15 protein-coding genes are annotated in these 20,708 nt (G+C 64.8%); 12 read left to right on the top strand and 3 right to left on the bottom strand.

Annotated features, from left to right (window positions below; all coding sequences use genetic code 11):
- Nucleotides 1–9 precede the first annotated feature (9 nt).
- The 4 genes from NE591_RS04895 (at nucleotide 10) to NE591_RS04880 (ending at nucleotide 5,157) form a co-directional block, all read left to right on the top strand.
- On the top strand, nucleotides 10–2,118 hold the full coding sequence (locus NE591_RS04895) for a heterodisulfide reductase-related iron-sulfur binding cluster (protein WP_256156406.1): 2,109 nt from the start codon (nucleotides 10–12) through the stop codon (nucleotides 2,116–2,118).
- Complete coding sequence (locus NE591_RS04890; RefSeq protein WP_256156405.1) at nucleotides 2,115–3,128, top strand: NUDIX hydrolase; 1,014 nt, start codon at nucleotides 2,115–2,117, stop codon at nucleotides 3,126–3,128. The genes NE591_RS04895 and NE591_RS04890 overlap by 4 nt, the downstream gene beginning before the upstream one ends.
- Entirely contained in the window at nucleotides 3,125–3,937 is an 813-nt protein-coding gene (locus NE591_RS04885) for an MBL fold metallo-hydrolase (RefSeq protein WP_161127196.1), read from the top strand. The genes NE591_RS04890 and NE591_RS04885 overlap by 4 nt, the downstream gene beginning before the upstream one ends.
- Before the next feature lie 77 nt (nucleotides 3,938–4,014).
- Nucleotides 4,015–5,157, top strand: coding sequence for an acyl-CoA dehydrogenase family protein (locus tag NE591_RS04880; protein WP_161127197.1), 1,143 nt, complete (start codon nucleotides 4,015–4,017; stop codon nucleotides 5,155–5,157).
- Nucleotides 5,158–5,366: 209 nt separating this feature from the next.
- Here the strand turns inward: NE591_RS04880 and fadK (NE591_RS04875) are convergent, their stop codons facing one another.
- Both fadK (NE591_RS04875) and fadK (NE591_RS04870) read right to left on the bottom strand, forming a co-directional pair.
- Complete coding sequence (gene fadK, locus NE591_RS04875) at nucleotides 5,367–7,001, bottom strand: medium-chain fatty-acid--CoA ligase (RefSeq protein WP_161127198.1); 1,635 nt, start codon at nucleotides 6,999–7,001, stop codon at nucleotides 5,367–5,369.
- 159 nt (nucleotides 7,002–7,160) lie between these two features.
- Complete coding sequence (gene fadK, locus NE591_RS04870; protein WP_161127199.1) at nucleotides 7,161–8,786, bottom strand: medium-chain fatty-acid--CoA ligase; 1,626 nt, start codon at nucleotides 8,784–8,786, stop codon at nucleotides 7,161–7,163.
- A 382-nt stretch (nucleotides 8,787–9,168) separates the two neighbouring features.
- Here fadK (NE591_RS04870) and NE591_RS04865 point away from each other — a divergent pair, with 382 nt between their 5' ends.
- From NE591_RS04865 to NE591_RS04855, 3 genes are all read left to right on the top strand, one after another.
- Entirely contained in the window at nucleotides 9,169–10,047 is an 879-nt protein-coding gene (locus tag NE591_RS04865) for an enoyl-CoA hydratase/isomerase family protein (RefSeq protein WP_161127200.1), read from the top strand.
- A gap of 243 nt (nucleotides 10,048–10,290) precedes the next feature.
- A complete protein-coding gene (locus tag NE591_RS04860) occupies nucleotides 10,291–10,923 on the top strand; it encodes a flavodoxin family protein (RefSeq protein ID WP_114539135.1) in 633 nt (210 codons plus the stop codon).
- 254 nt (nucleotides 10,924–11,177) lie between these two features.
- A complete protein-coding gene (locus NE591_RS04855) occupies nucleotides 11,178–12,026 on the top strand; it encodes an FAD-binding protein (RefSeq protein ID WP_114539134.1) in 849 nt (282 codons plus the stop codon).
- 99 nt (nucleotides 12,027–12,125) lie between these two features.
- On the opposite strand, the gene NE591_RS04850 is transcribed toward NE591_RS04855, so the two are convergent.
- The gene (locus NE591_RS04850; RefSeq protein ID WP_256156402.1) at nucleotides 12,126–13,067 is read right to left on the bottom strand and encodes a LysR family transcriptional regulator; all 942 of its coding nucleotides are present in this window, start codon (nucleotides 13,065–13,067) and stop codon (nucleotides 12,126–12,128) included.
- Nucleotides 13,068–13,453: 386 nt separating this feature from the next.
- Between NE591_RS04850 and NE591_RS04845 the strand changes: the two genes are divergently transcribed.
- The 5 genes from NE591_RS04845 (at nucleotide 13,454) to NE591_RS04825 (ending at nucleotide 20,507) form a co-directional block, all read left to right on the top strand.
- On the top strand, nucleotides 13,454–16,159 hold the full coding sequence (locus tag NE591_RS04845) for a molybdopterin-dependent oxidoreductase (RefSeq protein WP_256156401.1): 2,706 nt from the start codon (nucleotides 13,454–13,456) through the stop codon (nucleotides 16,157–16,159).
- 25 nt (nucleotides 16,160–16,184) lie between these two features.
- Nucleotides 16,185–16,928: a 4Fe-4S dicluster domain-containing protein gene (locus NE591_RS04840; RefSeq protein ID WP_256156400.1), complete on the top strand. Its 744-nt coding sequence runs from the start codon at nucleotides 16,185–16,187 to the stop codon at nucleotides 16,926–16,928.
- Nucleotides 16,929–17,085: 157 nt separating this feature from the next.
- Nucleotides 17,086–18,405, top strand: coding sequence for a GntP family permease (locus NE591_RS04835; RefSeq protein ID WP_256156399.1), 1,320 nt, complete (start codon nucleotides 17,086–17,088; stop codon nucleotides 18,403–18,405).
- A gap of 174 nt (nucleotides 18,406–18,579) precedes the next feature.
- Complete coding sequence (locus NE591_RS04830; RefSeq protein WP_147319494.1) at nucleotides 18,580–18,852, top strand: hypothetical protein; 273 nt, start codon at nucleotides 18,580–18,582, stop codon at nucleotides 18,850–18,852.
- A gap of 122 nt (nucleotides 18,853–18,974) precedes the next feature.
- The gene (locus NE591_RS04825; RefSeq protein ID WP_256156398.1) at nucleotides 18,975–20,507 is read left to right on the top strand and encodes a hypothetical protein; all 1,533 of its coding nucleotides are present in this window, start codon (nucleotides 18,975–18,977) and stop codon (nucleotides 20,505–20,507) included.
- Nucleotides 20,508–20,708: the final 201 nt, after the last annotated feature.

The raw sequence follows: 20,708 nt of genomic DNA, 5'->3' as shown, positions 1-20,708 counted from the left end.
AGGTGCGTCATGGGCGAGGTGCCGGCACGCGAGGTTCTGTGGAACATCACGGGCCACTGGCTGATCTACCCCTGCTTCATCGCGGCGCTGGCCGTGGCCGTTGTCTTCTTCGTGCGGCGCTGGCGCCTGTGGAAGATCGGCGAGCCCGAGAATCGCTCCGATAGGCGCGGCGAGCGTCTGCGTGGCGCGGTGCGCGACGCCCTTCTGCAGGTGAAGGTGGCCGAGCGGCGCGGGCCCGGGCTCGTGCATGGAGCCATGTACGTCGCCATGGTCATCCTGCTTATCGCTACCGCCACCGTGGCCGCCCAGGCCGATTTGGGGCTCCCTCTCGTCCAAGGCAACTTCTACCTGTACTTTCTCTCGCTCGCCGTCGACATCGCCGGCGCCGCTTTCTGCATCGCCATGGTGGCCTGCATCGTGCGCCGCATCGCGAACCGCGCGCTTGACACCAGGCCCGGCGACATCGTCGTTTTGGGCCTGCTGCTCGCCATCGGCGTCACGGGATTCGTGCTGGAAGGCCTGCGCATCGCCGGCACCGGCGACCCTTGGGGCGCCTGGTCACCCGTGGGGAGCCTCTTCGCGGGACTGTTCGCTAGCTGGGACCAGGGGCAGATCGAGCTTGCCCATCGCGTGCTGTGGTGGTTCCATATGGCCCTCGCCTTCGGGCTCATCGCCTACTGGACCTATTCCAAGCTCGTCCACGTGCTGCTCGTGCCCGCCGGCGTCTACTGGCGCGACCTGAAACCCAAGGGCGAGCTGCCCTTCATCGACATGGAGGACGAGGGCCTGCTCTCCTTCGGCTGCGGCCGCTTGGAGGAGCTCACGTGGAAGGATCTCTTCGACACCCAGGCCTGCGTGCGCTGCAACCGCTGCCAGGATCTCTGCCCCGCCTATGCCACGGGCAAGCCCCTGAGCCCCAAGGCGTTCATCCAGGACTTGGGCGCCGAGCTGGAGCAGCGGGGGCCCATCATTTACCGCCTGCAGAAGGAGGCGGCGGCCCAGGAGCGGAACGCGGCGGATGCGGCCGAGAGTGAGAAGGCGTCGAAGGCAGTCCCCGCGTTGCCGAAGGCCGAGGCGCTCCTTGAGAACGCCGATCTCGCCGACGCCGAGCGCGCCATCGTCGATCGCCCGCTCGTGGGCGCGGTCATCGCCCCCGAGACCCTGTGGGCCTGCACCACCTGCGGCGCCTGCATGGAGGCGTGCCCGGCCTTCGTGGAGCACGTGCCGAAGGTGGTGAAGATGCGCACCTACCAGGTGTCCATGGAAAGCGCGTTCCCGCCGGAGGCCCAGGCCACCTTCCGCAACCTGGAGAACAACGGCAACCCGTGGGGCTTAGGCTGGCAGACCCGCGCCAAGTGGGCCGAGGGGCTGGATGTGCCCACCATCGCCGAGGCCCCCGATGCCGAGTACCTCTACTGGCCCGGCTGCTCCGGGGCCTTCGACGCACGCAATCGCAAGGTGTCCGCGGCGTTGGTGTCGCTGCTCGCGGAGGCGGGTGTGAGCTTCGCCATCCTGGGCAACGAGGAGAAGTGCTGCGGGGACGCGGCGCGGAGGATGGGCAACGAGTTCGTCTACTTCATGCTGGCCAGCGAGAACATCGCCACGCTTCAGGCCTACGGGGTCAAGAAGATCATCGTGCAGTGCCCTCACTGCTATCAGGCCCTGGCCCGGGACTACCCTCAGCTGGGCGGCCATTTCGAGGTGATCCACCACAGCGAGCTTCTGGCTCGGCTGGTGGAGGAGGGGCGCCTGGTGCGCTCGCCGGAGGCGCTCGGGCGCGTGTGCTTCCACGACTCGTGCTACTTGGGCCGCTACCAGGACGTCTACGAGGCGCCGCGCGCGGTGGTTCGCGCCGCCGGCGGCAGCGTGGTGGAGATGGAGCGCAACCGCCGTGCGAGCTTCTGCTGCGGGGCCGGCGGCGGCCGCATGTGGCTCGAGGAGAGCGCCGGAGCCCGCATCAACGAGGCGCGCTGCGCCCAGGCGCTTGACACCGATCCCGATCTTTTGGCGACTTCGTGCCCGTTCTGCCTGACCATGCTCGCTGATGGTATGGTATCGGCAGATTCCGATGTGCCCGTGAGGGACATCGCCGAGCTGTTGGCAGGAGCGGAAAAATGAGCGAGAGCGCGGGCAAGACGAGTCGTGCGGCCGAGGTGGCGGCGAATGTGGCGGGCGCGACGGAGAGACGGCGCGTCCAGAGCATCCGCGAGCCGCTTTCCCCCGGCGCCTATGTGGAGTACTCCGTGGACGACCAGCCCGGCGTGGTGGAGCGGGCTCGGGCGTATCTCGCCGGGGCGCCGTGCGAGCCCGTGGCCCCGCGCCGCGCCGCCACGGTCATGCTGGTGAGCGAGGGCAAGCCGCACTACCGCCGTTTCGAGAGCCCGCTGGCGGGGGGAGCGCCCATCGAGGAGACCGTGGACGCGGCCCCGGTGGACGTCTTCATGCTGCGCCGCGCCTCCACCATGGCCTTCACGCCGGACGCTGTGGTGTTCCCCGGCGGCGGCATGGACGCCCGAGATGTGGAATGCGCCGTGCCCTGGGCCGGGCCCTCTCCGGAGCAGTGGGCCCGCCTCATGAGCTGCACCGAGCCCGAGGCCCGCGGCATCATCACGGCGGCGGCCCGGGAAGTGTTTGAGGAAAGCGGCGTGCTTTTGGCCTCCGCCCCCGGTGGCGCCGCGCCCATCGACGAGCGCGGCGACCATTGGGCCTGCGAGCGCGAGGCCGTGGCCACGCGGCAGATCTCCTTCGGGGAATTTTTGCGCGAGCGGGGACTCGTGCTGCGCAGCGATCTTATGCGCCTGCGCAGCCATTGGGTCACTCCCGAAAGCGAGGCACGGCGTTACGATACCTATTTCTTCCTGGCGCGGCTGCCCGAGGGGCAGCACGCCGACGGCCGCACGAGCGAGGCCGTGGAGGCGGCCTGGATCGCCCCGGGCGAGGCGCTCATGCGTTTCGATGCAGGGCTGCTCAAGCTCGTGCCCCCGACTATCTCCAATCTCACCTCCATCGTGGCAGCGACCTCGGTGGACGAGGCGTGGAACACTCCCTTCGACGGGCACGTGCGGCCGCATCCGGTGGCGCGGGCGTGCGGCGAGGTGGTGCTCGGCTGCGAGGTGAGCGAGACATGAGTGCGCGCTTCACGCCTCCGGACAACGAGGCCATGGTGGGGCCTTTCGCCCAGTGCGTGCGACATCCCAACGCCACGCCGCTCACCTATCACGGCACCAACAGCTGGATTCTCGCCGCTCCGAACGACGGGGCCTGCGTGGTAGTGGATCCGGGTCCCGACGACGCCGCCTGCATCGGGCGCATCGCCGAGGCCTGCGCTCGGCGCGGCCTCACCGTGGCCGCCGTGGCGGTAACCCACGATCATTTCGACCACGCCGAGTGCGCCGAGGAGGCGGGTCGGGTCTTCGGCGCGCCGGTGCTGGGCGTGGCGTCGGGCACGCTGGGCCCTGGGCCCCTTGAATTGCCCGGAGTGTCGCTGGCCATCGAGGTCGTGCCGCTGCCCGGCCACTCCAGCGATTCGGTGGGCTTTCTTGTGGAAGAGGGCGCGCTCGTGGTGACGGGGGATGTGGTGTTCGCCCAGAGCCCCACGATGGTCTGCTGGCCCGACGGGCGCATGGGCGACTATCTGGCGAGTTTGGACGTGCTCGGGCGCCTGGTGGCCGAGCGCGGCGTGGAGCGCCTGCTGACGGGCCACGGGCCGGTGATCGAGAACCCCTCCGAGCGCATCGAGCAGGCGCACCGTCACCGCCTCCAGCGGCTGCAGCAGGTGGTGTCCGCGGTTCGCAGCGGCATCCCCGCCGATGCCGAGGCCTTAGTGGAGGCTGTGTACAACGACGTGCGGCCCGAGCTGCACGACGGTGCCGTTCGCTCGGTGAACGCCCAGCTGCGCTATGCCTTCGACGAGGGCATCCTGCAGGAGAACCGCTAGGCCCGGCGCCGCGCCGCCGGATACGCGATAGAAGCCGAATGCAAGCGCCCCGCGGGGCTTGAGTAGAGAGGAAACCTATGGCCATCACTTACACCGAGGAGCAGCGCGAGCTGGTGCAGCTCGTGCGCGACGTCGCCCGCAACGAGGTCATGCCTCACGTGGCCGCCGCCGACAAGGCGGGGGAGTGCCCCCGCGAGCTGTACCAGTGGGGCTTCGATCTGGGGCTGCACATGGTGGAGATCCCCGAGCAGTTCGGCGGCATGGGCCTCACCTACGAGACCTGCGCCATGATGTTCGAGGAGCTGGCCTGGGTGGACGCCGCCTACGCCGACACCTTCGTCACGAACTTCGTCGCCTTCCGCAACATCCTTCTGAACGGCACCGAGGAGCAGGCGCGCCATTTCGTGGAAAAGACCGAGGCGGGCGGGTTCGCCGCCTTCTGCCTCACCGAGGCCAATGCCGGATCTGATGTGGCCGCCATGCGCACCACGGCGGTGCTCGACGGCGACGAGTACGTTCTGAACGGCACGAAGACCTTCATCACCAACGGCTCTATCTCCGATATCTACGTGGTGTTCGCCAAAACCGACCCGGAGGCCAGCGCCCACGGCATCACGGGCTTTCTCGTAGACGGCGACACCCCGGGCCTTACTGCTGGCGCCAAGGAGCACAAGATGGGCTTCCGCCTGTCGGACACCACCGAGGTCGTCCTCGAGAACGTGCGCGTACCGAGAAGCGCCGTCATCGGGGAAGTCGGGTGCGGCATGTCCATCGCGCTGAACGCGCTGAACCTCTCCCGCGCCTTCATCTCGACGCTCGCCGTGGGCATCATGCAGCGCGCCCTCGACGAGGCCGTGGCCTACGCCAAGCAGCGCAAGCAGTTCGGGAAGCGCCTCATCGATTTCGAGATGGTGCAGCAGATGCTGGCCGACATGGCCATCAAGACCGAGGCGGCGCGCGTTCTCGTGAACAACTGCATGCGCCAGATGGACGCCGGCGAGATGGTGCGCAAGGACGGCGCCATCGTGAAGACCTTTGTCACCGACGCCATGCAGGAGGTGGTGAGCAACGCCGTGCAGGTGCTCGGCGGCTACGGCTACTCCGAGGAGTACCCGGTGGAGAAGCTCATGCGCGACGCCAAGATCTTCCAGATTTTCGAGGGATCGAACCAGATCCAGCGCATGACCATCGCCAAGGAGCTCGACCGGGAGTATCGGTAGATTAGAAGAAAATTCTATGAGAAAGCCCGAGCGCGATCAGGGGCGCTCGGGCTTTTTTGATGCTTGTCCGGGCGCTGATGGAAGGTATACCTCCATGCTCAAACAGTCCTCGCTCGGCGAAAGCGCCCACTGGGCACTTTCGTTCGCTGCGGAACTGCGCGTGGAGGCACACCTTCCATCAGCGCCCTACTCGAACGAAAAAGGAAGACTCATTCCGCTTCCATTCGCTCCTTCAGAATCTGCGCGAGGATGAAGCGCTTCACCTTGCCGGTAGCGGTGACGGGGATCTCATCGATGAGCTCGATGCGTTCGGGCCACAGGCGCTTGGCCACGTGGCGCTCTTTCAGGTAGGCGATGAGCTCGTCCTGGGTGGGAGGCGCTGCGGGATCGGCGGGCACGACGAAGGTGCAGATGCGCTCGCCGAGGCGCGCGTCGGGCATGCCGATGGTGGCGGAATTCGCCAGGCCGGGGGCGCCTATGAGGTCGTCATCGATCTCGCGGGCCGAGATATTCTCGCCGCCGCGGATGATGACCTCCTTCTTGCGCCCGTTGATGCGGATGCGGCCCTCCTCGTCCATATAGCACAGGTCGCCGCTGAAAAACCAGCCGTCGTCGGTGAGGGCGCGGTCGGTGCGGTCGCGCTCGTTCAGGTAGCCGACGAACATGTGGGGCCCGCGTGAGATCTCCTCGCCTTGGGCGCCCCGGGGCACCTCCTGGCCGTTCTCGTCGATGACCTTGACCTCGATGCCCGCGAAGGGCACGCCGGACCAGGCGCCGTCCCATTCGGCGCACTTCTCCGGCGGCACGAACACATGCGGGCAGCTTTCCGTGGAGCCGTAGATCTCGCAGAGCAGCACGTCGTAGCGGGCCGCGCGCTCGATGAGCGCCGGGGGCAGAGGCGCGCCGCCGCAGCAGAACAGGCGAAGCGTGTCGAAGGCCAGGCCTTCCTCGGCGTCCAGCACGTTCAGCATGTCGTAGATGAACGGGGTGGCCGACATGGACCAGGTGACGCCCTCGGCGTTCATGAGCGCGATGGCCTCCCGTGGACGAAAGTCCTGCTGCAGCACCGCGCGGCCGCCGAGCAGAAGCGGGGAGATGAGCCCGTGGAAGAAGCCGGTGGCGTGGTTCAAGGGCGACGGCATGAACATGACGTCGGCTTCGGTGCGGCCGAGCTCGCCGGTGAAGGCGCGCTCGGAGAACAGGATGTTGTTGTGGGTGAGCATCGATTGCTTCGGCTTGCCCGTGGTGCCCGAGGTGGGCAGGATGCAGGCCACCGAGTCGGCGGACACCGCGACGGGCTCGAGCACGGGCTCGAAGCGACGGTAGATATCGTCGAAGGTGGGCAGGTCGGAATGGCTCGGCGCCTGCTTGTCCAGCACGGCGATGGCGGCAAGCGTGGGCACGGCGTCGCGCACGGAGAGGATCTGCGCCTCGTAGTCGGTGTTATGGGAGAAGGTGGGGGAGATGAAGGCGCGCGTGCCGACGAGGTTCATGGCGTACTCCAGATCCACGTCGTTGTAGTTGCGCGGCACCGGGTGCACCACGCCGCCGACCTTCAGTACGGCCACATAGGCGATGCAGAACTCGGCCCAGGTGGGAAATTGCAGCGTGACCACATCTCCGGGGCCCACGCCCTTCGCGATGAGCCACGCGGCGATTCGCCCGGACTTGTCGTCAACCTCCCCGTAGGTGAGGCGGCTACCCGTGTCGTCGCAGACGTACTCGCGGTCGGGATGCGCAACGGCTGCGCGCTGCCAGATGTCGGCGATGGTGTCTGGTGTCCAATACCCCTCGGCGTACCAGCGCCCTTTCAGCTCATCGTTGATTTTCAGGTCGTCGATCATGTCAGCCCCTTCTGCTCCCTGATCGGCCGCTATCAGTCCCCAGGCGGCCTAACCTTATGGCTACCATCATACAAATGATGGCGCCGAAATTGCCATAGTAACGAATAGGGCATTCATAGGAATGCCCTATTGATATCGCATCAGCTTATCATCGAGGCCCTAGGCCATGCGGCAGGCGAGCTCGTCGGTGAGCACGTTGCGGCGCACCTTGCCCATGAGGGTCTTGGGAATCTCGTCGATGATCTCGATGCGCTCGGGCCACAGGCGCTTGGGCACGCCCGCGCCCTCCAGGTAGGCCGTGACCGACTCCAGGGTCGGCAGTGCGTTGCCGAGCGGCGCCACGAAGGTGCAGATGCGCTCGCCGAGCCGATCGTCGGGCATGCCGATGGTGGCCGACTCGCCCACGCCCGGGCAGCCCACCAGGTTGTCGTCGATCTCGCGGGCCGACAGGTTCTCGCCGCCGCGGATGATGATCTCCTTGCGCCGCCCGTTGATGCGGATACGGCCGTCCTCGTCCATGTAGCCCAAATCGCCCGAGAACCACCAGCCGTCGTCGGTGAGCGCGCGGTCGGTGCGCTCCGGCTCGTTCAGGTAGCCGACGAACTGGTGCGGGCCGCGGGAGATGTGCTCTCCCTGGACGCCCGGGGCGACATCTTTTCCCTGCTCGTCGATGTAGCGCACCTCGATGCCGGGGAAGGGGATGCCGGACCAGTCGCCGTTCCACTCCACGCACTTGCTCGGCGGCACGAAGACGTGCGGGCAGCTCTCCGTAGAGCCGAAGATCTCGCAGAGCAGGATGCCGTGGTTGTGGGCGCGCTCGATGAGCGCCCCGGGCACCGGCGCGCCGCCGCAGGAGTGCAGCACGTAGGTGGGCAGCGATTCGTCAGGGTGGGCATCCAGGTACTTCACGATGTCGTAGATGAACGGGGTGGAGCACATGGACCAGGTGGCGCCCTCGGCGTTGATGAGGTCGACGGCGTCCTTCACGGCGAAGTCCTGCATGAGCACGGAGCGGCCGCCGAGCAGCATCGGCGCGATGAGGCCGTGGAAGAAGCCGACGGCGTGGTTCAGGGGCGCGGGCATCCACATGACGTCGTCGGAGGTGCGCTCGAGGCCCTCGACGAAGACGCGCTCGGAGAACAGGATGTTGTTGTGGGTGAGCATGACCTCCTTGGGCTTGCCCGTGGTGCCGGAGGTGGAGAGCAGGCACGCCACCTGGTCGGATTCGACGGGCACCTTCTCGGCCAAGGGCTCGGTGGTCTTGACGATCTCGGCCACGGTGGGCAGATCCGAGTGCTTGGGGGCCTTCTTGTCGACGAGCGCGATGACCTTGAGCGTGGGGATGTCGCCGGCGATATCGAGGATCTGCTGCTCGTAATCGACGCCGTGGAAGGAGGTGGGCCCGATGTAGGCGCGGCTCTCCACCAGGTTCATGGCGTAGGTGAGGTCGGCCCCGTTGAAGTTGCGGGCGAGCGACTGGATGACGGCGCCGGCCTTGAAGCAGGCCACGTACGCGATGGTGAACTCGGCCCAGTTGGGAAACTGCAGGGTGACCACATCGCCCGGCTCGATGCCCGCATCCACGAGCCACGCCGCCAGGCGGGCCGCCGCGTCGTCCACCTCGCCGTAGGTCATGCGACAGCCCTGGTCGTCGGCGACGTACTCTTCGCCGGCGTGCGCCCGCGCCTGGCGCTCCCAGACGTCACGGATGGTTTCGCGCGTCCAGTACCCCTTCTCGTAATACTCTTTCTTCTTCTCCTCGTTGATCTTGAGATCGGTGATCATAGGCCTTCCTTTCTAAAGAACCTAAAACCCTTTTGCCACGGAAGCGCCCGGCCGCCCGCTGGCGGCACCCCGGTAATCGAGTGCTTCCGTCGATACCCAGAAGAAATTCATGCTTTCAGCATACAAAGGTATTTCTCGGACAGGAAGCCAGAATTGAGAAAAGATAATCGGAATAATTGATGATTCAATAGGTCTAAGCGATGCGAAATTGATTGCAGACCAACAATGTTGAGAAATTGGGTAATAAAAGAAACAATATTTAAATTTTGTCCGTGGAAAACTGCCATTCCATCCTTAAGAATCAGAAGCAAGTCAGGCGGAACAAAATTCCAATGGGCGAAAAAGTAAAACTTGAGTAATTAAGTGCGAAAGGGGTTCATCCATGAGTGTCTACCAGGAGGCCTACCATCTGCCCGAGTTCACCTACGACTACGAGAAGCTGAAGATCGAGCAGCGCGGCTCGGTCTACATCTGCTCCTTCAACGACGCGGACAACCTGAACGCCATGTCCTACGCCCAGATGGCCGAGTTCAACGACTTCCTCATCAAGGTGCGCATGGACAAGGACTGCCGCGTCATCGTGCTGACCGGCGAGGGCCGCTCCTTCTGCGCCGGCTTCAACCTGAACGACCTCGCCCTCGATCCGCCCGAGGACATGGGCCGCATCCAGCGCGACTTCTACATCATGCAGCGCATGTGCTCCGACCAGATCATCAACATGCGCCGCTGCGAGCAGCCCATCATCGGCGCCCTGAAGGGCTTTGCCGTGGGCGGTGGCCTGTCCATCTCCTGCGCCTGCGACATGCGCGTGCTCGGCGAGTCCTACAAGATGAACGCCGGCTACCTGTCCATCGGCTACACCGGCACCGACATGGGCGGCTCCTTCTTCCTCCCGAAGATCGTCGGCTATGCCCGCGCCTGCGAGATCCTCATGAACCCGGCCCGCTTCGACGCCCAGAAGCTTTACGAGTGGGGCTTCGCCAACCGCGTGGTGGCCGACGACGACGTGCTGGAGACCGCCGTGGCCATGGCCGAGGAGATGTGCCGCGAGACCGCGCCCTTCGGTCTGCGCCTCACCAAGGAGGCCCTGCAGTGCTCGCTGGACGGCACCAGCTTCGAGAACTGCATCAAGATGGAGAACCGCAACCAGGTGCTGGCCTCCAACACTAACGACGGCATCATGGGCACGCTGAAGATGAATCCGAAGAACCGCGCCGACGTGAAGGAAAACCCGGAGAAGTACGCCTTCCACAATATGTAAGAGAGGGTCGGCAAAACCGAACCTGCTATCTGGAGCCCCGCAGCCCACAAGGCCGGGGCTCCCTTTTCTCTTTCTAGGTAGAAAATCGCCGCGGGGGAGCCGCGCGGTGCCTTGATTCGCTCAGACAGTCCTCGCTTGGTGAAACAGGACATTTAGTCCTGTTTCAGTCGCTGCGGAACTCGCTCGGTCAAGGCACCCCGCGTCTCCTCTCGAATCGAACGTTGTTGAGACGAGGAGGACGCTATGAAAGTGCTGGGAATCAATGGGAGCCATCGGGCCGGGAAGGGGACGGCGGCGCTTCTGCAGGCGGCCCTCGACGGGGCGGCCGAGCAGGCATCGGCGCTGGAGGTGCCGGTAAGCTGCGAGCTGGTGGAGCTCTCGAAGCTCGATATCGGGTTCTGCGTCGGCTGCAACCGCTGCCTCGCCCAGACGAGCTGCACGCTCGAAGACGACATGAACGATCTCTACGAGAAGCTACGGGACGCCGACGTGGTTCTGCTCGCCTCGCCGGACTACTTCGGCACGGTGAGCGCCCGGATGAAGAACTTCATGGACCGCACGCGCCCCTTCCATATGGTGGAGAACGTGCTGACCGGCAAGGTGGGCGGCGCCATGTCCACGGCCGGGCTCAACAACTGCGGGGGAGAGGGAACGCTCGCTGCTCTGGACAGCTGGTTCGCCACTCAGGGAATGCTCTCCGTGCACCCGCGCACCGCGGGCGCGCCCTTGTCCGGCGGCGTGGTGGCCACGGGCTTCGCGGGGCTCGACGAGACCGGGCAGCCCCGCTGGCGCTCGGTGAAGGCCGACGAGATCGGGTTCGCCCTGGCCCGGCAGCTGGGGCGCGAGGCCGCGTGCCTGGCCGTGCGGCTGGCATAGCATTCCTTCACTCGGCGAGAGCTGACAAAACGGTGGTCAAATTGACGGAATGACGACAGGGTTTCAAACTTCTTACATCGCTCGCGCATAGAGATTGCAGCACCTTGTTGACTTGCTGTTGCTCCCGCACGGCGCGCTAAAGTCTACTTGTCCGGTAATCGTTCGAGCCACTTGGACGATCCAGCAACTCGGAAGGATGGTTCTTCAAGCGACTCCCGGTTCCTTTTCGGTAGTGCGTTAGAAGGAGGCTTATCATGACGCGCGCGTCTGACTTTGTTCCGCTCAATGGCATCTCTCGTCGAACCTTCTGCAAAGGGGCGGCCGTGCTCGGCATTTGGGGAGGACTCGCCAGCTTCGGCCTGGCCGGCTGCGCCCCCCGCACCCGCGCCGAGCGGCTCGCGAGCTCCGCTCCCTGGAAGGCGGGCACCTACACGGCAGAGGTGACGGGCCGCAACGCCCCCTACGCCATGACGGTCACGTTCACCGACGACGCCATCGGCTGCACCAATATCAAGCCCTGCGCCCAGGGCGAGGGCATGGCGCTTGCCCTGGGCGCAGGCGCCGAGCGCGACGTGCTGTGCAAGAACATCTTCGCCCAGCCCGACGGCACCTACTGGATCGTCGTGAACACCCTGCGCTACCCCGATCCCGACGAGCCGGACGCCAACGGCGCCACCATCAACAACATGCTGGCTCTGGGCCACATCGTCGCTGGCGATACCGTGGAGGCCCTGGCCGGCGAGATGGGCGTGGACGCCGCGAACCTGCAGGCTTCCATCGACGCCTACAACGCCGTGGTGGAAGGCGGCACCGACGAGTTCGGCTTCGTGGCCGACAACACCGCCGATGCGGCCATGACCGAGGGCCCCTGGTACGCCTGCCGCAAGGTGCCCACCGTGCACCACACCATGGGCGGCATCCGCGTGAATGTGGAATCCGAGGCCTGCAACGCCGACGGCGAGCCGATTCCCGGCTTGTACGCCGCAGGCGAGTGCACTGGCGGCATCCACGGCGAGAACCGCCTGGGCGGCAACGCCATCGCCGACTGCATGACCTTCGGCCGCAACGCCGGCACCAACGCCGCAAAGTACGCCCTGGCATAATCCTTCCAGGCACAGCCTTCTTCCCGCCACGGGAATAGAAAGCGGGCCCCTCACCGTGAGGGGCCCGCTTTGCTTGCGTAAAATGCCGCCGGTCTTTTGCTAGGAGCGCAGCTGCGCCTCGGTGCTGTTGGCGAAGTAGCCCTCGGGGATGTTCTCGCGGACGAAGTTGGCGAAATCGCGCGCCTCGTCGCTGGGAGAACAGCTGGAGGGCCAGGTGAGAGACACGGGATACCACATGGTGTCGGTGGCCACCTTGAAGCGGATGATGCCCGGTTCGTTGCGGTAGCGACTGGCTATGCACTCGGGCAGCGTCGCCCAGCCGAGCCCCGCCTTCACGCCTTCCACCATGGCCTCGTGGGTGTCGAAGCAGCCCACCATGTTGTGATCGCGCAGCGAGAGCCCGTAGCGTTCCCGGAAGTGGCGGTTGCCCACCATATGGCGTCCGGAATGCCACTCGTAGACGATCATGGGCCACTTCAGCAGCGTCTCTATGGGAACCGATCCGACCGCCTGGTTGTAGGGAGCCTTGTCGGGCGCCAGGAAGACAAGGCGCTTGTAGCCGAGCACCTCGGTCACGATGCCCGGCTCGGTCGGCTGGTTCTCGAGAATGGCGAAGTCGAGCTCGCCGTCCTTGAGCTTTTGAACGAGCTCGGGCTCGTAGCCGGCGTCCAGGTGCACCCGAGCCTCGGGATTCTCGCGCACGTAGAGCGCCACGAGACGCGGGAGGAGGGTCACTCCGTCGGCGTAGCTCATCCCCACGGTGATGTTGGCCGGGAAATGCTCGTCGATAGCGGCGATCTGGGAAGCCATGACGCGCTCCATGTCGGCCATATTCTGAGCGAATTTCACGGCCACCTTGCCCGCTTGCGTGAGGGAAATGCCGGTGGAGGTCCGGTTGATGAGCGACGTGCCGAGCTGTTTCTCGATGGCGGCAATTTTTTGCGACAGGCCGGGGCGCGACATGTACAGCTGGCCGGCTGCCTGCGAGAGACTCCTCGCCTTCGAAAGAACGAGCAGAACCTCGATATCGTCGAACAGCATGAACCCTCCTCGTCGGCGGTGACATTCCGCATCGCTTGGCATCGATCCAGCTCAGACCCCGCTCGCTTCCGCTCGGCTGAATTTACCCATACAGATAATCATTAAACCCGCCTGAAGGGCATCCGTCCAGAGCCTTTAATCAAAAAGTTGGAGCGATTTTTGACGGGGCCTGTAAGAAAAACCTCCATGTAAACGATCCTTTGCATCCCCTACAAGGAATCACGACGGCGAATCGGTGACTGACGAACTAACAATAAGCCATTCCTTCCTATGATGAGGCAAAAGGCACGGAATCTGCCGAAGCGGAATGGGTTGGGCGAACCCTCTTTTCAGCAGATCTTTTCAGTGCCTTCTTGGAAACAAGGAGAAGAGAAGAGGAGGAATCGATGGACAAACAAGGGATCATCGAGGCCAGCCGGAAGCGTCGCGAGGGCGAGCGCATCTTCTACACGTCGTGCCCGGCCAACGGGTGCTGGGACTCGGCCTGTGTGCTGAAGTGCCACGTGAAGGACGAGAAGCTCATCGCCGTTGAGCCCGACGACTCTGTCAACCCCAACGACAGCCGCGAGGATTGCGGCTGGGAGAACACATGGAAGGGCAACGTGCAGATGCGCCCCTGCGCCATGGGCCATTCCTGGAAGAAGGAGCTCCATGCCGACACGCGCCTTCTGCATCCCATGAAGCGCGTGGGCGAAAAGGGCCCCGGCCGCGGCTACTTCGTGCAGATCAGCTGGGAAGAGGCGCTCGACACCATCGCCGAGAAGATGATCGAGATCAAGGAGAAGTACGGCCCCTACGGCATCTTCCATTCCCAGTACCCCAGCTTCGAGAAGAACGGCTTCCCGCTGGCCCCCTGGTGGGAGGCGGGCTTCGGCGCCTGGGGCGAGCACTCCACCTCGGGCCATGCCGCCGGCGAGATGCTGCACCTCGGTGTTGACCTCACCAAGGTCACCCGCGGCCTGCAGAACTCCATGCCCGGTTTCGAGGCGCCCGACCTGTTCAACTCCAAGCTCTTCGTCATGTGGGGCATGGATCCGGTGGTCGCCTGGTTCGGCCCGACGTCCTACTACATGCACCTTGCCCACGAGTACGGCTGCAAGACCATCGTCATCGATCCGCGCTACACGCAGTCGGCCGAGCTTCTGGCCGATCAGTGGATTCCGATTCGCCCCGGCACTGACCTGGCCATGATGCTGGCCGTGGCGCAGGTGCTCTTCGAGGAGGATCTGGTCGATCACGAGTTCATCGACGAGTGGGTCGACGCGGAAGGCTATGAGGAATGGCGCGCCTACGTGATGGGCGAGGGCGAAGACGGCATCAAGAAGACGCCGGAGTGGGCCGCCCCCATCACCGCGGTGCCCGCCGACACCATCCGCGAGTTCGCCCGCCTGTACGGCACCGAGAAGCCGGTGCACCTCCAGTACTTCTACTCCTGCGCGAAGCGCCACATGGGCGACTACTCGGCGTCGGCGTCGATGCTTTTGCAGGCCATGACCGGCAACATCGCCTGCCACGGCGGCTGCGAGTCGGGCGCTTGTCTGCCCACGCCGGGCCGTGTGCCGGCCCCGCGCGCTGATTTCGGCCGCAACCCGGGCGATTACCAGGTGCCGGTGCTGTTCAACAACAACTGCCTCACCGAGATTCTCGCGCGCCAGGACGACTACTGGAGCGGCAAGATCAGCGAGGAGGAGTTCCGCCATCTCATCGGCAGCCCCACCAACGACAGCCCCTTGCCGAACATTCAGATGATCATCTTCGAGAACAACTACGGCAACAACCACTCCAACGTGAACAAGCGCTTCGCTGGTATGGCGAACACCGAGTTCAACTGGGGCTTCCAGTGGCACATGAACCAGCCCACTGCCGAACTGTGCGACATTATCCTGCCGGCGCCCGTGTGGCAGTTCGAGGGCATGGACGAGTACATGTACGGCCACCAGCGCTTCGTGAGCGGCCCCAATGGCATGCGCAACTACTTCACCTTCTGCGGCCGCGGCCTGGACTTCCCGGGTGAGGTGCGCTCCAAGGAATGGGTGTGGACCGAGATCGCCAAGCGCCTCGGCGACGAGGTGGTGGAGGGCTACAACCCCCGCATGAAGGACGTGCCGGTGGAGCAGTGGGTCGACGCCCAGGAGGCCATCTACAAGGAGGCCTTCGAGAAGTGGGCCGACAACGCTACGATCATGGCCTACCTCGGCTACGACCATCGCCCCACTTGGGAGGAGTTCAACGCCAAACCGGTCATCCGCACCGAGATCGATGAGCCCTACTACCCGTTCAAGTCGGCGCTCGACAAGGGGGAAAGCCCGTTCAACACCCCCACGAAGAAGATCGAGTTCGCCTCGAATTTCGTGAAGACCCACGATATGACCGAGAGCCGTTGGCGCGGTCGCATCGACCCGATGCCGGTGTGGAGCCCGAGCTACGTGGAAGGCGACATCTCCACCGCCTCCAACGACGGCTTCTACAACCCGAAGGTGAAGAAGTACCCGCTCTCCCTCGTGACCCCGGTGTCGGTGTACCGCCAGCATTCCAGCAACGACAACAACCCCTTCATGCGCGAGGACGTCTATCGCCACGCCGTGTGGATCTCCGGCGTGGACGCCAAGGCCCGCGGCATCAAGGACGGCGACATCTGCCGCGTGTACAGCGATCGGGGCGAGACGGTGCTGACCGCCTACGTCACCAACCGCTGCATGCCGGGCACCGCTGCCGTGCACCATGGCGGCTGGTACCAGACCAACGGCGAGACGTCCGAGATGAACGTATTCGGCCAGGATATGCGCGGCACGCCGAACATCCTGCTCGACGACGGGCACCTGCCCCACATCTTGGGCGCGCTCATCATCGCCGGTCTCGTCGAGGTTGAGAAGATCGCCGACGGCGACGCCGAGGGCTTCGGCGGCGAGGCCGAGCGCGGCGGCGCCCGCGGCGCGTCGGTGGCCGTGGCATGCCGCGACCGCCTCGCCCGTGCCCAGGGCGACCGCGACGCCGCGGCCGTGGCCCTGGAGGCGGCTTGCGCCCGGGCCGAGGCGGCCGAAGAGGCTGCAGCCATCGGAGCCGATCCCGTGACCGCCGTTGAGAACGCCTAGCCGATTGTATCCGAGAGGAGGAACTATGACCCAGTACGGATTCTTTTTCGATATGAACCGCTGCTACGCCTGCCAGGCCTGCAGCATCGCCTGCAAGGACTGGAACGATATCGATCCCGGCGCCGAGAAGTGGATGACCGTCTACGAGTGGGAGTCGGGCACGTTCCCGGCCATCCGTCTGCACTCGCTGGCGTTCTCCTGCGCCCATTGCGAGAACCCCGCCTGCGTGGCGGTGTGCGAGAGCGGTGCCCTGTACAAGGAGGACGAGTTCGGGGCCGTTCTGGTAGACCAGGACAAGTGCACCGGCTGCCGCAAGTGCTACGACGCGTGCCCCTATGGCGCGCCGAAGTTCGCGACCGATGAGCCGACGGCCAAGATGAGCAAGTGCACCATGTGCGTCGACCGCCTGTCTGAGGGCATGCAGCCGGCCTGCACCATGAGCTGCCCTCTGCGCGCCTTCGACTTCGGTCCGCTCGACGAGCTCATCGAGAAGTACGGCGATGTGCGCTACTGCGAGGGCATGCCCGCGCCGGATGCCACCAACCCGGCTTTCATCATCTGGAACCCCCGCGAGAAGACCCCGCTGCTTCCCTACGACGTGGACGAGGCCATCGCGCTCAACCAGCAGCGCGGCGACTTGGGCACCATGTTCGAAAGCGAAGAGGATCTGAAGGTCTTCGACGAGGGAACCATCGGCCGCGACGAGCTGAAGATGAAGCACGGCTCCGTCATCGAGCTCATGCGCGCCACGCGCAACGACATGGCGTAGGAGACGCCGACGTCGTTCGTGCGACAAAGCCAACTCGGGCGGCGGCCCGTGCCTGCACCCCGCCGCCCTTTTGCTATCGTCTACGTTTACTTCCGGGTGTGGAGGACCTGCAAGTGAACTTAGGGGAAATCGTTCGTTAATTTGAAAGGGGAAAGAAATGGAGTGGATCGGAGTTATCGGCATCGTTGCCGGTCTCGTCTTCTTCGTCATCGCGGCCATGCGCGGCTGGAACGTGCTCATCACGTCCATCGTCACGGCCATCATCATCGCGCTCACCAACGGCATGGACATCATGAATACCATGGTGGGCACCGAAACATCCTACGCCACCGGCTTGGCCGGCTTCATCCGCGGCAACTTGATGATCTTCATGGGCGGCGCCATCATGGGCGAGTTCATGGACAAGTCGGGCGCCGCCAAGGCCATCGCCCAGGCCATCATGGCCAAGGTGGGAACGAAGAGCCCGTACTTCGTGCTGCTGGGCATCTCGGCTGTGGGCGCTCTGCTCACCTACGCCGGCATCTCGATGTTCGTGGCCATGTTCGCCCTCATCCCGCTGGCCCGCCCGATGTTCCGCGAGTGCAACATCCCGTGGCACCTGTTCTGCGCCGCATGGACGCTGGGCGCCTGCTCGTTCACCATGGCCATGATCCCCGGCGTGCCGGCCGTGGCCTGGATCAACGCCGCCAATGGTTGCGGCGTGTCGCTCACCGCCGCCCCCATCATGGGCATCGTGGGCTCCATCATCGCTATTGCGGTGAGCTGCGTCTACATCAAGTTCGCCCTGAAGCGCGCTGAGGCCAAAGGCGAGCACTTTGTGGCCGACGCCGACGATGTGGCCGTGGAAGAGGATAAGAACATCCCGGGCCTGGGCCTGGCCCTGCTGCCGCTCATCATCCTGATCGCCGTCATCATCGGCCTTTCCGCCACTGGCATGAAGAACGTCGTGTACATCGGCATGCTGGCCGGCATCATCGCCTCTATCGTCTGCTTCTTCAAGTACGTGCCCTCCATCCGCGACGCACTCGGCAAGGGCGCCGTGGCCGGCGTGGGCCCGGCCGTGTTCACCTCTGCTGCGGTGGGCGTGGGCACGGTGGCCGCCGCCTCGGTGGGCTTCACGGTTATCTACGAGGCCATCTTCAACATGCCCGGCGGCACCTATGTGTCCGCTGCCACGATGGCCGCGGCCCTCGGCGGCATCATGGGCTCCGGCTCGGGCGCGGTGGGCATCATCGCCCAGAACTTCCTCGAGCCGTACCTGGCCACGGGCGTCGATCCGGCGGCTCTGGCGAAGATCATCGCCACGTCGGCCACGATCGGCGGCGCGCTGCCCAACTCCGGCGCCATGTTCGGCATGCTCGCCGCCATGGGCCTGAACCACAAGAACTCTTACAAGCACATCGCCGCCATCTCCATTGGTGCCGGCATGTGCGCCCTCGTGGTCATGATCATCATGGCGAACGTGGGTATCTACTAGGGAGTCCCTTGAAGTTGCCGTGCTCGCTACGCTGCGGGCACGGCGCCCTCGCTGGGGCGTCCTCCAAGCCCTAGCTGTTTCGGTTGTTCCGCAGGAGGCGTGCCGCTTGCGTGAATGATGTGTTGTTGGGAGATGCGCCGCGGGCGCGGCGCATCCGAGAGAAGGAGAACCACCATGTGCTTCAGACCAGCAGATGTGGCCTCGGCGGGCCCTGCCCAGTGCCCCGAATGCGGCAAGGCGATCGAGATGGTCGGCGGGATCGAGTTGAAGGCCTGCCCGTTCTGCGGCTGCGATTTCACGCCCTATCTTAACGGCTCAAAACCCGTCCCCGGTGCCCCCGCCGCACCGAAGGCTCCCGGTGCTCCGGGCGCCCCGAAGCCCCCGGCGGCCCCCGGCGCCCCGAAGCCCCCGGCGGCGCCTTCGGCCCCCAAGCCGCCGAGCGCCTAGTCGCGTGTCGCGAAGGGGAGCTGGAGCGTTCCAGCTCCCTTCCCGGAAGCGCCCGTTTTGCGAGGGATGGGCGCTTCCGGGAAGGGATAAGCCTCAAGACACGTTAGGGGGATTGAGCGATCATGGGCGGAAACGAGGAGCAGGTGAAGGGGAAGACGACGACGGAGGTGGCGCGGACCGGTCGTGGACGCGCGCCGTCGATGACCGGCGGCAAGGGCGACGATCCGAGCCCTCAGGGTCGGGGAGGGACTGAGGGCTCGGATCGTCGCGGGAAGAGGGGATCGGTCACCGAGCAGGTATCGCTCTTCGAGCGCGTGCCGGCATCGGAGCGCTTGGCCTGGCCCGATATCGCCGCCATCTTGTCGGGCGTGGTGTCGAGCCTTTCGAAGCTCATGGGCGGTGGCATCGTCGCCTTCTACGCCGGCTGCCAGATGGGCGGCGTCACCGTGGCCATCACCTTCGTCCTGTCCTTCTTTCTCACGTATCTGGTAGGCAAGATCTGCTATCGCGAGGGACTTTCCAACAACGTGGTGTCCCGCTACTACATCTTCGGGAAGAAGGGTTCGGCGGCGGGCTCCCTCATCTGGATCTTCGTGATTGTGGGCGTGCTGGCCGTGGGCACGGTGCAGCTCGGCAACGCCATTCTGTTCGCCTTCGGATGGGAGGGCGATGCGGCTCGCTGGGCGCTGTTCACCGGCATCTCGTGCGTGTGGGTGGTCATGGCCCTGTTCGGCACGAAGGTCATCGCCCGCATGAATGCCGTGTTCGTGGTGGCGCTGTTCTGCGTCATGGGCTACGTCATCTACCTCATCGCCGCCGACGGGCAGCTTGTCGACGCAGCCACCCACGGCATCCTCATTCCCGGCGTGCAGCCTTTGGAGGGCTTCGCCTATTCGGTGAACTACGCCATCATGACCAGCGGCCTCATGGCCCTGTTCGCCGCCGATTTCACGCGGTTCGCCCGCAAGGAGCGTGATATCGCGCCCGTTGCCGCCACGGGCAGCCTGTTCGCCATCATCACGTATGTTTGCGGCGCCCTCGTGGTGTACTACGGCTTCGACAAATCGGTGGCCTACTTCAGCGCCCAGGGCATGGATCCGCTTTTGGCCGCCAATGCCGCCGTCACCAATCCGGGCGTGTCGCTCGTGCTCGCGGCCGGCGGGGTGGGGCTCGCCATCATCTGCCTGTCCCAGATGAAGGTGGAGACATCGAACTCCATCGGAGGCGCCAACGCCGTGTCGAACCTCGTTCATTCGCTCTTCGGCCGCAAGCTTCCCTGGGCGGCCGCGGTCGTGGGGGCGAACGCCATCGGCCTCGCCTTCATCCTGGGCAACATCCTCGATCAGGTGAACGCATTCATGAGCTACGGCTCTATTCTCACCTCGTCGTGGTGCATCCTGCTCATCACCGATTACTACCTTGTGCGCGGCAAGATGGGCATCGGCAAGGTGGGCATCGATATGGAGGCTCCCGAGAAGGCGGTGCACTGGCGCGGCGTGGGCACCATCGCGTTCGTGACGGTGGTGGGCAGCGTGCTGTACGCCACCGGGATGGTAGGGGTGCCCTTCCTCGTGGTCGCGCCGCTCACTATGGTTGTCTACATCGCCGTCAGCTGGCTTCTGCGCGACAAGGTTCGATCGGGCGAGATCGGGTAGCGGCAAGACCTTAAAAGGCGCTCAAGGGACGACAGGGGGCACGCCATCTATTCACTTGTTCAGGGACGAGGGAGTTGGTAGAAACTGGTCGGATTGTGGTAGAATATGGTAGCAATCTAAGATGTTGGTAGAAATTGGTAGAAAAACTGGTAGAAACTGAGGGCATCCGTGATTGTGCGTAAAGCAACTTAGAAAATCGTG

It is taken from the genome of Adlercreutzia sp. DFI.6.23 (assembly GCF_024462535.1).
Classification (GTDB): Bacteria; Actinomycetota; Coriobacteriia; order Coriobacteriales; family Eggerthellaceae; genus Adlercreutzia; species Adlercreutzia rubneri.
The sequence above is the reverse complement of the archived record's forward strand: the minus strand, read 5'-3'. Positions and strand labels throughout refer to the sequence as shown.

What these genes read in the sequence shown, in the direction of transcription:
- NE591_RS04830 (WP_147319494.1), top strand. Translation starts at nt 18,580, where the DNA reads ATGTGCTTCAGACCAGCAGATGTGGCCTCGGCGGGCCCTGCCCAGTGC.
- NE591_RS04840 (WP_256156400.1), top strand. Translation starts at nt 16,185, where the DNA reads ATGACCCAGTACGGATTCTTTTTCGATATGAACCGCTGCTACGCCTGC.
- fadK (WP_161127199.1), bottom strand. Translation starts at nt 8,786, where the DNA reads ATGATCACCGATCTCAAGATCAACGAGGAGAAGAAGAAAGAGTATTAC.
- NE591_RS04855 (WP_114539134.1), top strand. Translation starts at nt 11,178, where the DNA reads ATGACGCGCGCGTCTGACTTTGTTCCGCTCAATGGCATCTCTCGTCGA.
- fadK (WP_161127198.1), bottom strand. Translation starts at nt 7,001, where the DNA reads ATGATCGACGACCTGAAAATCAACGATGAGCTGAAAGGGCGCTGGTAC.
- NE591_RS04845 (WP_256156401.1), top strand. Translation starts at nt 13,454, where the DNA reads ATGGACAAACAAGGGATCATCGAGGCCAGCCGGAAGCGTCGCGAGGGC.
- NE591_RS04825 (WP_256156398.1), top strand. Translation starts at nt 18,975, where the DNA reads ATGGGCGGAAACGAGGAGCAGGTGAAGGGGAAGACGACGACGGAGGTG.
- NE591_RS04850 (WP_256156402.1), bottom strand. Translation starts at nt 13,067, where the DNA reads ATGCTGTTCGACGATATCGAGGTTCTGCTCGTTCTTTCGAAGGCGAGG.
- NE591_RS04895 (WP_256156406.1), top strand. Translation starts at nt 10, where the DNA reads ATGGGCGAGGTGCCGGCACGCGAGGTTCTGTGGAACATCACGGGCCAC.
- NE591_RS04835 (WP_256156399.1), top strand. Translation starts at nt 17,086, where the DNA reads ATGGAGTGGATCGGAGTTATCGGCATCGTTGCCGGTCTCGTCTTCTTC.
- NE591_RS04865 (WP_161127200.1), top strand. Translation starts at nt 9,169, where the DNA reads ATGAGTGTCTACCAGGAGGCCTACCATCTGCCCGAGTTCACCTACGAC.
- NE591_RS04890 (WP_256156405.1), top strand. Translation starts at nt 2,115, where the DNA reads ATGAGCGAGAGCGCGGGCAAGACGAGTCGTGCGGCCGAGGTGGCGGCG.
- NE591_RS04860 (WP_114539135.1), top strand. Translation starts at nt 10,291, where the DNA reads ATGAAAGTGCTGGGAATCAATGGGAGCCATCGGGCCGGGAAGGGGACG.
- NE591_RS04885 (WP_161127196.1), top strand. Translation starts at nt 3,125, where the DNA reads ATGAGTGCGCGCTTCACGCCTCCGGACAACGAGGCCATGGTGGGGCCT.
- NE591_RS04880 (WP_161127197.1), top strand. Translation starts at nt 4,015, where the DNA reads ATGGCCATCACTTACACCGAGGAGCAGCGCGAGCTGGTGCAGCTCGTG.